General features: G+C 37.3%; 16 protein-coding genes. All 16 read right to left on the minus strand.

The genetic code is table 11. The features are described from left to right. Positions 1-689 precede the first annotated feature (689 nt). The 16 genes from D612_RS0116520 to D612_RS19605 all read right to left on the minus strand — a co-directional run bounded on the left by D612_RS0116520 (position 690) and on the right by D612_RS19605 (position 14,696). A complete protein-coding gene (locus tag D612_RS0116520) occupies positions 690-1,931 on the minus strand; it encodes a serine hydroxymethyltransferase (RefSeq protein ID WP_017756610.1) in 1,242 nt (413 codons plus the stop codon). A 435-nt stretch (positions 1,932-2,366) separates the two neighbouring features. Continuing rightward, a complete protein-coding gene (locus D612_RS0116525; RefSeq protein WP_017756611.1) occupies positions 2,367-2,945 on the minus strand; it encodes a TIGR01440 family protein in 579 nt (192 codons plus the stop codon). A gap of 149 nt (positions 2,946-3,094) precedes the next feature. After that, positions 3,095-3,535, minus strand: coding sequence for a ribose 5-phosphate isomerase B (gene rpiB, locus D612_RS0116530; protein WP_017756612.1), 441 nt, complete (start codon positions 3,533-3,535; stop codon positions 3,095-3,097). A 545-nt stretch (positions 3,536-4,080) separates the two neighbouring features. Beyond that, positions 4,081-4,233, minus strand: coding sequence for a hypothetical protein (locus D612_RS19595; RefSeq protein ID WP_017756613.1), 153 nt, complete (start codon positions 4,231-4,233; stop codon positions 4,081-4,083). A 205-nt stretch (positions 4,234-4,438) separates the two neighbouring features. Continuing rightward, the gene (locus D612_RS0116540) at positions 4,439-5,737 is read right to left on the minus strand and encodes a methyl-accepting chemotaxis protein (protein ID WP_017756614.1); all 1,299 of its coding nucleotides are present in this window, start codon (positions 5,735-5,737) and stop codon (positions 4,439-4,441) included. Positions 5,738-5,772: 35 nt separating this feature from the next. Beyond that, complete coding sequence (locus D612_RS0116545; RefSeq protein WP_017756615.1) at positions 5,773-6,216, minus strand: low molecular weight protein arginine phosphatase; 444 nt, start codon at positions 6,214-6,216, stop codon at positions 5,773-5,775. A gap of 390 nt (positions 6,217-6,606) precedes the next feature. After that, positions 6,607-7,173, minus strand: coding sequence for a manganese efflux pump MntP (locus D612_RS0116550; protein WP_017756616.1), 567 nt, complete (start codon positions 7,171-7,173; stop codon positions 6,607-6,609). 222 nt (positions 7,174-7,395) lie between these two features. Further along, complete coding sequence (locus D612_RS0116555; protein ID WP_017756617.1) at positions 7,396-8,475, minus strand: L-threonylcarbamoyladenylate synthase; 1,080 nt, start codon at positions 8,473-8,475, stop codon at positions 7,396-7,398. 131 nt (positions 8,476-8,606) lie between these two features. Further along, positions 8,607-9,041 carry a GNAT family N-acetyltransferase gene (locus D612_RS0116560; RefSeq protein WP_017756618.1) on the minus strand — a complete coding sequence of 145 codons (435 nt, stop codon included), beginning with the start codon at positions 9,039-9,041 and terminating at the stop codon, positions 8,607-8,609. Positions 9,042-9,421: 380 nt separating this feature from the next. Next, on the minus strand, positions 9,422-9,550 hold the full coding sequence (locus tag D612_RS20130; protein WP_083888531.1) for a pentapeptide repeat-containing protein: 129 nt from the start codon (positions 9,548-9,550) through the stop codon (positions 9,422-9,424). A gap of 140 nt (positions 9,551-9,690) precedes the next feature. After that, entirely contained in the window at positions 9,691-10,503 is an 813-nt protein-coding gene (spoIIR, locus tag D612_RS19160) for a stage II sporulation protein R (protein ID WP_017756619.1), read from the minus strand. Positions 10,504-10,816: 313 nt separating this feature from the next. Then, positions 10,817-11,695 carry a peptide chain release factor N(5)-glutamine methyltransferase gene (gene prmC, locus D612_RS0116570; protein WP_017756620.1) on the minus strand — a complete coding sequence of 293 codons (879 nt, stop codon included), beginning with the start codon at positions 11,693-11,695 and terminating at the stop codon, positions 10,817-10,819. Positions 11,696-12,111: 416 nt separating this feature from the next. Next, positions 12,112-13,179 carry a peptide chain release factor 1 gene (prfA, locus tag D612_RS0116575; protein ID WP_017756621.1) on the minus strand — a complete coding sequence of 356 codons (1,068 nt, stop codon included), beginning with the start codon at positions 13,177-13,179 and terminating at the stop codon, positions 12,112-12,114. A gap of 204 nt (positions 13,180-13,383) precedes the next feature. Then, positions 13,384-13,818 carry a hypothetical protein gene (locus tag D612_RS0116580; protein WP_017756622.1) on the minus strand — a complete coding sequence of 145 codons (435 nt, stop codon included), beginning with the start codon at positions 13,816-13,818 and terminating at the stop codon, positions 13,384-13,386. Between the two features lie 197 nt (positions 13,819-14,015). Then, positions 14,016-14,234, minus strand: coding sequence for a hypothetical protein (locus tag D612_RS19600; RefSeq protein WP_154649501.1), 219 nt, complete (start codon positions 14,232-14,234; stop codon positions 14,016-14,018). Beyond that, a complete protein-coding gene (locus D612_RS19605; protein WP_154649502.1) occupies positions 14,235-14,696 on the minus strand; it encodes a hypothetical protein in 462 nt (153 codons plus the stop codon). Positions 14,697-14,796 lie beyond the last annotated feature (100 nt).

The raw sequence follows: 14,796 nt of genomic DNA on the forward strand, positions 1-14,796 counted from the left end.
TATTTTGTTGATTTTGGTCAAATTATGTATTTTTCTTGCTCTCTAAAATTGTATAAGAAATATGTAGACAGTACAAGCAAATTAGAGAAGTATTCTTTGGATATTGTTATAAAAGCTTTAAAATTACGAGGACTGTCAAAGTTTATTGAGAAAGTTTTTTAGGCATACAGTATTTGTGATAAGTCTACATTTTGTAATTATGAAAAAGATGTCATCATGGACAACGTCACAGGGGTAAATTTGTGATAAGTCCAAATCTTGAAATTAAAAAAATTTAATCATGGACAAGGTGACAATGGAAAATTTGTGATAAGTATACATTTTGTAATTATGAAAAAAATGTAATCATGGACAACGCCACAGGGATAAATTTGCGATTAGTCCACATTTTGTAATTATGAAAAATTTAATCATGGACAAGGTGACAATGGAAAATTTGTGATAAGTATACATTTTGTAATTATGAAAAAAATGTAATCATGGACAACGTCACAGGGATAAATTTGCGTTTAGTCCACATTTTGTAATTATGAAAAATTTAATCATGGATAAGGTGGTTGCAGGAATTCGTGAGTAGGCTACTTTAATATAGAAAAAGAAAGGCCAAATCTTTTTTCGATTTGACCTTTTGTTTGTTACAACCTTTTTAATTTGTTTTGCAACTATTAATATTGAACGGCATTCTTTAATTACAGATTTGGATAAAGTGGATACTTAGCTGTAAGCTGTTCAACACGCTTTGCTGCTTCCGCAAGTTTTTCCTTATTATCAACATTCTTTAATGTTAACGCAATGATTTTTGCGATTTCATCCATATCTTCAAGACCTAAACCTCGGCTTGTAACTGCTGCTGTACCAATACGAACACCGCTTGTTACAAATGGGCTTTCTGGATCATATGGAATCGTATTTTTATTAACTGTAATACCAACATCATCTAATGCTTTTTCGGCAACTTTTCCTGTTAAGTTTAATCCTCGAACATCAACTAATAATAAATGATTATCTGTTCCGCCTGATACTAATGTTAAGCCTTCAGCTTGGAGCGCTTCACCTAAACGTTTTGCATTTTGAATGATTCCGCTCGCATACTCTTTAAAGCTATCTTGAAGGGCTTCACCAAATGCAACCGCTTTTGCAGCAATGACGTGCATTAGTGGGCCGCCTTGAATTCCTGGGAAAATTGCTTTATCGATTTTTTGAGCAAATTCTTCTTTACATAAAATCATACCGCCGCGAGGTCCGCGTAATGTTTTATGAGTTGTTGTTGTTACAAAATCTGCATATTGAACTGGATTTGGATGTAAACCAGCTGCCACAAGTCCGGCAATATGAGCCATATCAACCATTAAATACGCGCCAACCTCGTCAGCAATTTCACGGAATTTTGCAAAATCAATAATACGAGGATACGCACTTGCACCTGCAACGATTAACTTCGGCTTATGTTGCTTTGCTTTTTCTAAAACATCATTGTAATCAATTTGGTGTGACTCCTTGTCCACTCCATAGGCAACAAAGTTATATTGAAGACCGCTGAAGTTTACCGGACTACCATGTGTTAAATGGCCGCCGTGGGATAAATCCATTCCAAGGACTGTGTCACCATGCTCCAAAATTGTAAAATAAACAGCCATGTTTGCTTGGGCACCAGAGTGCGGTTGAACATTGGCATGTTCTGCACCAAAAATTTCTTTCGCACGATCCCTCGCAATATTTTCAGCAACATCAACATACTCACAACCGCCATAATAACGGCGACCTGGATAGCCTTCAGCGTATTTGTTTGTTAAAACAGAGCCTTGCGCTTCCATTACTGCCTCACTAACGAAGTTTTCTGAAGCAATCAATTCAATTTTATCTCGTTGACGTCCTAATTCTAGTTGAATTGCATCATACACAGCTTGATCCTGTGCTTTTAATTTTTCCATCGTTCTCCTCCTAAAAAACATATATTATATTACCCGCTCAAATTCACACTTCACAATAGGGCATATATGAACGGTTTTATTACAAAAATATAAGCTCTCTTTGTGGGTGACCCTCTAAAAGATTCGTAGCTTCCCATTCGATGAGGAACTGACTAAACTGATTAAAAAATTCCATATTCTTTTTAAATTCCGAATAATTTATTTACCCAATCATTGTATCATAAATATTTTTAAGAAAAAACTACTAAATTTTGAGCTTTAATAACTTTTTGTACGCTCAATATCCGAATGAACAAACATATTGTTCGCCTAATTAAATTATGTTGCGTTTTTTGTATAGCCGCCATGACTTCTACATTGTGTTAGAGACACCGTTTATTGTGCATTTTGTTTAATTAAACAGCCACAAAATATTTGAATGAAGAGTTCCAACAACTACCCACTACATTTTTTGCCTAATTCATTATCTGAATAAACCGCCCGCTCCCCACCAATTAATTTTGGTCTTGTTGTCGCAAGCGTAACATGAGCCTGCCCAATTTGTTTAATTTGACTACGAACTGGTACTGCAACATGCTTTAAGTGCATCCCGATTAAAGTATCACCAATATCGATGCCCGCATTAGCTTTGATAAATTCTACAACTATTGGATTTTTAATGTGCTGAAAAGCGTATGTAGCCATTGCACCCCCTGCTTTTCGAACAGGAATGACGGAAACCGGTTCTAATCCTTTCGCAAGTGCCGTTTCCTGCTCAACTACTAAAGCACGATTCAAATGCTCACAGCATTGGAAGGCCAATTGAACACCCGTTTTTTCTTTGAAATCGCTGAATACCTCATACAAAGCTGCTGCAACCTCTTCTGTTCCAGATGTGCCAATCCGTTCTCCAATGACTTCACTTGTGCTACAGCCTATCACTAAAATCTTTCCAGATGATAACTCGGCCACTGCTTGTAAATCATCCAATACCGTCTTTAATTGGCCCTTTAGCTTTGGTATTTCAATTTGCATTGCCGATGTTCCTTTCTACATTATCTTATATGCATTTTACCACGTTAAACTAACTATATCCTAAACCTCTCATGACTAAAGTCACGGGGGCTGGGCTATTTTATAAAATAAAGAATGGCATGTAAAAACCCACCATTCTTCTTGCTTTTCTACTTATTTTCGTAATCGCTAATTTTGCCGATGCGGTTTGCATGGCGGCCGCCTTCGTAATCTGTTGTTAACCATACTTTTGCAATTTCCCTTGCTAAGCCAGGACCAATTACGCGTTCGCCCATTGCTAATATATTGCTATCATTATGCTCGCGAGTTGATTTGGCACTGAATACGTCATGTACAAGAGCACAACGAATTCCTTTTACCTTATTCGCTGCAATTGACATTCCTATTCCTGTTCCACAAATAAGAATTCCACGGTCAACTTCACCGCTTGCAACTTTTTCTGCTACTGGAAACGCATAATCAGGATAATCTACTGATGTGTCGCATTCACAGCCAAAATCCTCGTATTCAATTCCCATTTCATCCATTAATTTTTTGATTTCTTCTCTAATATGGATTCCACCATGGTCAGATCCAATCGCTACTTTCACTTTTACATTGCCTCCTACTGAAAAATTGTTTCTATATTTATTATGATGTTATTGCCGTTATCCAAGCTCCACTCATATTGGCTACTCTTGCACTCGTTTTCTAAGCTCATCCGCATTGGATGCTCTTGCTCTCGGTTTCTAAGCTCATCCGCATTGGATGCTCTTGCTCGTATTACAAGCTCATCCGCATTGGATGCTCCGATTATTTTCGATGCTCCACCGAAACTTAAAACCCGGTCTCTATTATAAAATTTAGTTAATAAAAATGCTAGCTTTTCGTATTGCTTTATTTTTATACTGTAGTTTCATTTAGCCTAACATTTAACGGACATGAGATCCGCTAAACATGTGTAAAAAGCATAATAATTTAATTTAGTGGACACAGGTTCCGCTATTTGAGTAAAAAAGAGGCATTTACTATTTATTTTCGACTAATAACGGATCTCCTGTCCGTAAAAGAGACTACAGTACTTGTTATTTGAAAATAACGGATCTCCTGTCCTTTAAAGCTGGTGTTCCAAAAACTTGATAAGCCGCAGTACTTGTTATTTAAAAATAACGGATCTCCTGTTCTCTAAAGCAGGTGTTCCAAAAACTTGATAAGCTGCAGCACTAGTTATTTGCAGAATAACGGATCTCCTGTTCTTTAAAGCTGGTATTCCAAAAACTTGATAAGCTGCAGCACTAGTTATTTGCAAAATAACGGATCTCCTGTCCGGAACTTTTTGGATTACTATCATTTACGACCAATTTAATAAACTACGAACCTTCATTAAACTAAATTCACCGCAAAATAATAAGCTCTATTTACACTAATCTCTTATAAACAAGAAGGATTGCGCAAATAGAGCTATATCGCCTTTTTATTTGATGCTGGCTATCAACAAAGTTGTATATCAGAACCTATTTTTTTGAAATTGAAAATTGACTAATGGTTTTCTTTAAGTTTTTAGCTTGGGTTGATAATTCAACTGCAATTTCAGCTACATCCTCAATAATAGAAGCCTGCTGATGGGCTGATGCCGCAACTTCCTGGGAACCGGCAGATGTTTCTTCAGCAATTGCAGCAACCTCTTCTGATTGTGTAGACGTTTGATGAATACACTTCATTTGTTCTTGTGCTAACGTCGCAATTTCTTTAACGGCTGCTTCCATTTGCTGTACTGATTCTGCCATTTTTTCAATGGCAGTATTTGTTTCAGTCCCTTTTTCAACACCTTTGTTCGCATAATCAACTTGAGCCAAAATCTGTCCAACTATATTTTTTACTTCCGTCTGCATATTCCCAACTAAACTTGAAATTCCTTGAACAGCTTTTGCACTTTGATCGGCAAGCTGACGAACTTCTTCGGCTACAACAGCAAATCCCTTTCCATGCTCACCGGCGCGCGCAGCTTCAATTGAAGCGTTTAATGCTAGTAAATTCGTTTGGCCGGCAATATCGCCTACTAAGGAAATGATATGTTCAATCTCTGACGCATTTTTTTCAAGCCGTTGAACAACCGAAAGGGATGATTGATTGTCAGTAGCTAATTTTTCAATACTTTCTACTAAACTATGAATAACCTTTTTGCTATTTTCTAACGTAGTTACCATTTTGGATGACAGAGTTTGTGATTCCGTTGCATGATTTAAAACCTCTTGAGATATTTCCGTTACCGTATCAATAGATTCAACGGTGGCCGTAATTGCTAACGCTGACCGTTCCGCGCCATTTGCGATATCCTCAATGGTACTTGAAATATTCTCTGCCTGCATCGCAGCTGATTTTGATGCCTCAGAAATCTTATCAACACTTGCATTTGTACTTTGAAAATTTTCCTCAATATTAATGACCATTGTCCTTAGACTTTTCAACATATTATTAAAAGCAAGACCTAAGGAGCGAATCTCATCATCGGATTTTGTCACTTTTGCATCTTCATCAATTTGTCCACCTGCCGCACGATGAACAGCTGCCTCGAGAAGATGTAATGGCTTCGTAATAAATCCCGCTGCAAAATATGCTAAAATACCAGACCACATGATTCCTAATAATAAAGTGATAATTGTAAATAGTTCTTCACTCATTGGCAAAAAGTCTTTAGCGTAGTCATAGACTACATAAATGAAAAATCCACTTGTTGAGTACGTAATAATGGAGACTACAGTGATAAACGCAACTAACTTCATCCGTAAACTAAATCGATACTTCTTCTTCACTTAATGTTCCTCCTCAAGTGTTAATTAAGCTATCTCTATTGATGGGTTTTTAATTTCACTAATAATTGTTTAATCGCTTCATCTATTTGCTCATAAACCTCTCTGTAGTCTTCGATCGTTCCGCCAAACGGATCAAAAATATCAGCTGGACTATTTAAGGCAAATTCCAATAAGCTATAAACCTTGTCAGCAGCCTTAGGATACCGCTCCAATATAAGCTTCTTATGGGCATTAGTCATTGTTAAAATTAAATCCGACCATTCAATCAATTCGTCGTCTAATTGCGCTGATTTATGATTGATAGGAATTGATTGTTTTGTTAATACCTCTACTGAATTTTGAGAGGCAGGACTTCCTACATGGGCAAATACACCAGCCGATTTGACTTCATATTCACTATTCGCTTTATGTCTAAGAACGGCTTCTGCCATTGGGCTTCGGCATGTATTTCCCGTACATACAAAGAGAATATTCCTCATAATCAGCTCCCTCTCCAAGTTTTTATACCTTTCATGTAAAAATACAATTATCTATACAAATAAACTTATTACATACTTAGTATAGTATAAAACAAAGCAAATTTTTCTAATATAGATACCAACAAATTCTTCCTAAATTGTCAAAAAAGAATTTGAAAAATCGACACAATTCGACATTCCCTAAACCTCTGACCTTTTTAAGTCATGAGTTTCTTACATAAAGAGTCCTAATAAAATAAAAAAGTACTTTCCAAGCATAGGAGTAGTACTGTTTTTAAATATACGCTTCATAATATAGGTGCTGTTTGTATATATAAATTCATCAACGATTATAAGACTTTTTTGAATGTAGAACTATTATTTTAAAAAATCTTTACTTAGATTTTATTTTTAAATTGGTAGTAATAGCTTTAACCCACAAGCAAATAGAATACTCCCACCAAGTGCTTCGCCATATGAACCGAGCCAATGCTGAACCTTTCTACCTAAAATTAGCCCAGCCCACGCTAAAATCATACTGAAAAAGCCAAATAGGAAGATTGCAAGTAATACTCTTGCCCCAAAAATTCCGAGACTAAGTCCGACTGAAAAACTGTCGAGGCTGACACTTAGGGCAAATAAAAACAATCCAAAGCCTATTGGTGTTATAAGGCGGTCTTGTGCTGAACCTGTACTAAATGAGGAAATTACCATTTGAATCCCTAATAGTAATAAAAGTGCTCCACCAATATATGTTGCAATGCCACTAAAGTGAAAGGATATAAACCTGCCAATCCATATCCCTAAAAGCGGCATAATAAAATGAAACAATCCGATTGTTATACCAATATAAAATATTTGTTTTAATCGCAATTTTATCATGCCCATTCCTAGTCCTAGCGAAAAAGCATCCATTCCTAGGGCGAGCGCTATCATAACTAATGTTAAGATTTCACCGACTAGCTCCGTTACTCCCATTATTTTTCCTCCTTGGACTTGCTTATATAACTTATGCACGTCCAATTGGATTTAGAATAAATAATGGGACTGATTTAACGTATAGCACTCTTAATATCTCAATCAACTTATGAACTACCCAATATGTGATAACGGTTGTTGTTATACTGTAAGTGCTTTTATGCATAAAAAACATGTGCTTTCCGCGCTTTCAGAAAAAATTGCACTGTTTTTTTAATGTTGCTATTTAGTAACCGTTGGCTCTTTAATTATTTGTCCACCTGCAGCTTTTGTTAACCTGTTCATTAAGGCTTCGCCAACATCTGAGTACGGGAAAGCTTCGCCGTAGATTATGTCTACATCCTGGTCATCAAACCTTCGCAGGCTATCATATAGATGGTGGGCAACTGTTTTTAAGTCTCGACGATATCCACAGGCAACAACGACATCAGCCTCGTAGGTATGTTTATTTTCCTCAGTTGTTAACACCGCCACCTTTTTCCCAAGCTTCTGTTCCTTCTCTACTAAACTTTGCAAAAATTGAGGCGACCCCTCAACAAGTATAAACGGAGCTTGTGGTGCATAATGGGTATATTTCATTCCTGGTGATTTAGGTGCATGAGCCGTTACCGTCTCGTCATTTGGTAGCAAGGCTTTATCAACAACAACAACGCCGATTACCATTTCAATTTGCTCTTTTGTTATTCCGCCCGGACGTAAAATCATTGGCGGATTGCATGTACAATCTATAACAGTTGATTCAAGCCCTACACCTGTTGCACCCCCGTCCAGAACACCTGCAATTTTCCCTGTTAAATCTTTTAATACGTGTTCTGCCTTTGTTGGGCTCGGTTTTCCGGAAAGATTTGCGCTAGGCGCTGCAAGCGGCACCCCCGCTTCTTTAATTAATGCTAACGCGAGTGGATCATCCGGCATTCGGATGGCAACCGTTTTTAGACCTGCTGTTACTCTAGGAGATACGGATGAATCGCCTTCAAATACAATCGTCAATGGTCCTGGCCAAAATTTATCCATTAATGTCTTAGCTTTTTCCGGGATACCTTTCACTAAGTTATGTAGTTGCTCAATTGTTGCGATGTGGACAATTAGTGGGTTATCGCTCGGACGTCCCTTTGCTTTGAAAATTTTACTAATTGCCCTGTCTGATAAGGCATTTGCACCTAGCCCATAGACGGTTTCTGTCGGAAAGGCAACAACTTCATCATTAGTAATCCACAATGCTGCCTCTTTTACTTGTGGATTATCTGTGAGTATGTCTGTTTTTTTGTCCACAATCCAATGCTTTGTTTGTAAATTATTCATAGGTCTTCCCTTCTCTTGCCATATCACTAATTTTCCATATTATATCTTAAAAAATATGTTTTTTAAAACAAAACTATCCACATAATGTGGACAAATTGAACAAAAAAGTGGATAACTTTGTGGATTTTATCTTAAAACGTGTATTTCATGATAATCGGTTTCTCATTTTGGATCATTTGGAAATGGTCAAATAATTGGATATCAATAGGAGTATTCTCTTCTATCTTAAAACCGATCATTTCGAACAAGGCTATTGTTGAACTATGTAGTGTACATAAATATAATTGCTTAATTCCATTATTGTTTGCGTATTGTAGAACTGCTTTGATTAATTGTAATACCGTCACGTGGTCTGATTGATCAGACATTACAAGGGACCTTAGCAGACCTATGTTATTGTGCAATTCAAAGCCTACAACAGCAGTAATTAATTGATCATACCCATTTTCCATTATTAAAAAATTCCCGATATTTTCTGTTATCCCATTCGTTTGTAGACCTGCTTGTCCAACAACTTGTTCAATTGCAGCAATATCATTGCTTGTTGCTTTACGAATAACCTTCAATGCATTTCCTCCTAACTATTAAGTCATTTCTATTAATGAATAGTAGGTTAGCAATAAGAAGGCACTATTAATTATAATTAAGAAGACGCATTTCTTAAAGTGCTTCTTAGTGTAAAAATGTGCTTTCAAACTAGCTGAACTCCTACTATATTAATTAACTCTATGACTAAATCGTTCGGTTCATGCTTAAATCTAGTAAATTTTTTAACTACTATATTTTTTGATTTTTCGTTTAAAAACAACAGGGCGCTTTTACATTAGCATTTTCCCTAAATTCGAACTTCTCACGACTAAAGTTATGAGATGCCTGCGTAAGGAGTCCTAATAACTTTCAACTGCCTTTATTTAATTAAAGACTCTTTTAAACTTGGTAATACATTTTAGTTCCAGATATTTCGATTTCCGCGGGCTCGCGCTAGGTGGACTCGCGTCAGGCGGGCTCGCGTCAGGTGGACTCGCGCTAGGTGGACTCGCGTCAGGCGGGCTCGCGTCAGGCGGGCTCGCGTCAAGCCGCCTCGTTCACTTCGTTCGCTGTGAGGTCTTGGACTGTCTCGCTGTCCCGCAGGAGTCTACGTGTCTGGAACACAGACGAGATACTACTAAAATCAACATTGTACTTTAACAAAACTTAATAAAAAAATGCAATTCTTTAATTAAAAATTTTTTTGAGCAGTTCCATTAGAAATGATTTTACTTCTACTGTTTCGGTTACCTCATTTGTTTCATGATCTTGTTGCTTGTTAGTCTCACTACTTTGTGGATCGTTTAAATTGTCATCTTGTAGATTGCTTGCTTTGCTACCTTGTAGTTCATTGACTTTGTCATCATCGAGAATGCTGTCTTTGCCACCTTGTGGTCCATTGACTTTGCCATCGTCGAGAACGCTGACTTTGTCACCTTGTGGTCCATTGACTTTGTCATCGTCGAGATTGCTGGCTTTACCACCTTGTGGTCCATTGACCGCATCACCGTTGGAAAAATCAAGAAAGCATAGTGGCGGGAATAATACACACCACCAATTTGCGCCTGCTCCATTTCCTATAGTAATTAAAATTGCTTCATATTGACCAGCTGGGTAAATAAAGTTGCCGTAAATTTTTGTAGGAAAGCTAACATTTTGATCATACTCAACTTGTACCGTTTGTTTTATCCCTCCATCAACTACTACTTTATTAGCAATTTCTTCAACTTCAGCAACCCGACTAGCAATTAATGTTCTTGCTGCTTCAATTGATGTTAAATCCTCAACCCATGTTGTAATTTCAGCGTTTACAGCATCTCGAACTTTTCTTTTTAACTCTTGATCACTAGGAGAATCACTATTAGCTAAAATACGCAAACGAATTGCTTCATCTGGAATTACGACCGGTCCCTCTGCTTCTACAATCGCTCTATCAAAAACTTGGATAATGTTCGCTCCTATTACTAATAAAAGTAAATAAATAATTGCTTTGTTCTTCATTTTGTCTCCACCGCCCCTTCACTAAGACAGTGTGGACAAAATATAATCATCTTAAACTAGCATTTTTAATTTTTTACTAGATTTATTATTTTTGAGAAAGAGAACAGTTGATAGCATAGTCACTCACAAGTTTTTACAATGTGCTGGATAAAAAAGGAACCGCGGCGCAATCCGCTCCACCGATAGCATAGTCACTCACAAGTTTTTACGATATGCAGAAAGTAAGCGTTCCCTCGTTTGTTTGGTGAGCGTACCGGAAATCGCTGTTTCTTTCTTTTTTTACTTTGTAAGAAAGGTTCAATACGCATCACCATTAAAAAGTTCCGTATACCATCCGGTCCTTGCCATTAATGTCATTGACAACTTCAACATTTATTCCTTGTTTATCAAAGGTTTCTTTCAGCAAAGCTGCAACGTCCTGACCTTGCCCTGCTCCAACCTCGAACGCGATAAGCGCATGAATTTTTACGACAAACGGCAATTGCTCCATAAAACGACGATAATAATCTAAACCATCCGCTCCGCCGACTAAGGCGCGTAATGGTTCATGATCTTTAACCGTATCGGCTAAGCCTTGGATATCACTTTCAGGAATATAAGGTGGATTAGAAACGATTACATCAAACTTTTCTCCATTTTCAATAAAAGGAGATAACAAATCAGCTTGAACAAATCGAACATTCTCCGCACGAAGTTCAGAGGCGTTTTTTTCGGCAACCTCCAGCGATTCCTTCGCAATATCAGTTGCAGTCACTGCTAAGCTTGGATCTTCAAGCGCAAGTGTGATCGCAATAATTCCACTACCTGTCCCTACGTCAATAACTGAAAGCTTATTTTCCTCTTTAAAGTGCTGCTTTATCCTTTGTAAAACACCTTCAATTAACTCCTCAGTTTCAGGCCGAGGTATTAAAACCTCTTGATTCACCGCAAAAGTTCTGCCATAAAATTGTTCAGACCCAATTAAGTATTGGACTGGAATCCCATTTCCAAAGGCAAAAACACTGTCAATATACTCTACTTTTTCTGCTTCATTTTTCCATTCATCCTGTAATGATGCGTATAGCTCAGTCCTTGACATTTTAAGGTGATGTCTTAATAAAAGTTCAGCCGCAAAAACTTCACGACCTTGGTTTTTTAAAAAAGAAGAAGCCCAATTGAGGGCTTCGTGAATTTTCGTGATGATTGGTTTCATAATTGGGTTTTCTCCATATCCTTTCATGTTTTTCTCAACTCACAATACTGTGCTTTTTGCTTGCAGGCCGTGTATTTTGTAATACCGAGATTTTAGTCACATCTTATATGAATCACGGTTCAGCTAGGCGAGTTTGTTCATGTTCTACACACTAAAGCATACAAGTTCATTCGCCTACATCATATTTTAACCTCAGTCTATTATGAATTTCAGTCTTAGACTATTATAAATTACAGTTTAGCGAGGCGAGTTTGTTCATATTTTTACATACTAAAGCAAACAAGTTCATTCGCCTACATCATATTTTAACCTCAGTCTATTATGAATTTCAGTCTTAGACTATTATAAATTACAGTTTAGCGAGGCGAATTATTTTAGAACTCATGTAGTTTTATCAATATGGACATTGAGTGAAATTACTCAGCCTGCTCCATTTTCCTTGCTTGATCGTCCATAATTAATGCATCTATGATTTCATCAAGCTTTCCTTGTAAAATTTGGTCTAACTTTTGAATTGTTAAGCCAATACGGTGATCTGTGACACGATTTTGCGGAAAATTGTAGGTGCGAATTCGCTCTGAGCGGTCCCCTGTTCCAACAGCTGATTTTCGATTTTCATCGTATTCCGCTTGAGCTTCCTGTTGGAATTTATCATAAATTCGTGCACGTAAAACCTTCATTGCCTTTTCCTTATTTTTGATTTGCGATTTTTCGTCCTGACATGATACAACAACACCTGTTGGGATATGTGTTAACCTGACCGCTGACATCGTCGTATTAACACTTTGTCCTCCTGGCCCGCTTGATGCGAACGTATCAACACGAATGTCTTTTTCATGAATTTCAACTTCAACCTCTTCTGCTTCAGGAAGAACAGCAACTGTTGCTGTAGATGTATGAATACGACCTCCAGATTCCGTTTCTGGAACCCGTTGAACGCGATGCGCACCATTTTCGAACTTCATTTTTGAATAAGCGCCATTTCCATTTATCATAAAGATAATTTCTTTATAGCCACCAATACCAGTCGTGCTCGCTTCGATAACCTCCGGCTTCCAGCCTTGTGCCTCCGCAAAACGGCTATACATTCTGAATAAATCACCGGCAAATAGTGCTGCCTCATCGCCACCAGCTGCTCCACGGATTTCAACAATAACGTTTTTATCATCATTCGGATCTTTTGGTAGCAGTAACACTTTTAACTGTGCTGCTAACTCTTCTTCACGATCAGAAAGCTCATCAACTTCGTCTTTAACCATTTCACGCATTTCTGGATCTAATTTTTCTTCAAGCATTGCTTTTGCATCTTTTAATTGTTCAGCGACACTTTTATATTCACGATACACTTGTACGGTTTCTTCAATATTTGATTGCTCTTTTGAATAATCACGTAATTTATTGCTATCATTAATGACTTCAGGGTCACTAAGTAATTCATTCAATTTTTCATAACGATCTTCGATTGATTGCAAACGATCTAACACGTTCATTCACCTCATTAAATAGTCCATAACCATTAAATTATAGTATACTCAGGCATCTTAGTCAAAAAGTTATGTAATTTTTTTCAATATCTTAAGCTTACTTAGTGAAATTTCCCTAGCGATCTTAGTGATCTACTAAAGAGTTGAGTTATTTTACTGGTCGGTGAATGAGTGAAGTAAAAAACTCGACCATTTGATCGAGTTTTAGCGTTCATTCACTATAACGTCTATGTTGTACCTAGGTACAGCTTCCATAATTTTATCGTGCAGACCATTTCTATATCTTCCAAGGTCTTTCTTAGATAGTTTCTTTTTGGGTGTCACGTTAACAACCATATTTTCCCCATTTACAAAGATCATACCGGGTTCAAACAGTGTTGAGTTTTTCACAATTTCTCGTGCCTTATCCTGATAATAACCATGGTTATTATGCGCCTCATTTTCTGTGTTTAAATCTAAAAAATTAGGATTCAAATCGGCGATATCCGTCATTTCACCTTCCAGTAATGTCGTTTCGGATGTTGTCACGTTTGAATTTTGGAAATCATCAAGGTCATACGGTTGTTGCCCTTGCTCGTTTGTGTTTAGCGCGCATCCAGAAAAGAGAAGTAACAAAATTAGTAGTAAAGGCTTGTTCATAGTGGCACCTCCCTACAAATAGGGTGCCTACATTTTTTGAAGATCATACTTGTATTCGATTGGAAAAACTGTGTGGAATGCTCTTTGCGGTTATCTACTGTGAGCGCTTGGGCAATTCTCTTTTGATGGTCGCGGTTTAATAATAGCTCTCGTGTCCATAATTGCTGGTTTTGTATTGTTAAATTTGATGATGACTATTATTTTATCCGCACCAAATTGGTTCTAATTCCGTTTTGCTGATGATAAATCGTATTTACTATCAGCAAATTCGCTCTGCGTTCGTTTTGCTGATGATAAATCGGTTTTACTATCACCAAATTGGTTCTAATTCCGTTTTGCTGACAATAAATCGGATTTACTATCACCAAATTCGCTCTGCGTCCGTTTTGCTGACAATAAATCGGATTTACTATCACCTAATGGGCTCTGCGTCCGTTTTGCTGGTGATAAATCGTATTTACTATCACCAAATTCGCTCTACGTCCGTTTTGCTGATGATAAATCGTATTTACTATCAGCAAATGGGCTCTGCGTCCGTTTTGCTGACAATAAATCGGATTTACTATCACCAAATTGGTTCTAATTCCGTTTTGCTGACAATAAATCGGATTTACTATCACCAAATTCGCTCTGCGTCCGTTTTGCTGATGATAAATCGTATTTACTATCACCAAATTCGCTCTGCGTCCGTTTTGCTGATGATAAATCGGATTTACTATCACCAAATTCGCTCTGCGTTCATTTTGCTGATGATAAATCGTATTTACTATCACCAAATTCGCTCTACGTCCATTTTGCTGATGATAAATCGTATTTACTATCAGCAAATGGGCTCTGCGTCCGTTTTGCTGACAATAAATCGGATTTACTATCACCAAATTGGTTCTAATTCCGTTTTGCTCGTGATAAATCGTATTTAACTATTTAAGTACGACTATGAGTACCACTTCGAAAACCATTTAATGGTAGATAAATCTG

The organism is Calidifontibacillus oryziterrae (assembly GCF_000331575.1).
Lineage (GTDB): Bacteria > Bacillota > Bacilli > Bacillales > Bacillaceae_J > Calidifontibacillus_A > Calidifontibacillus_A oryziterrae.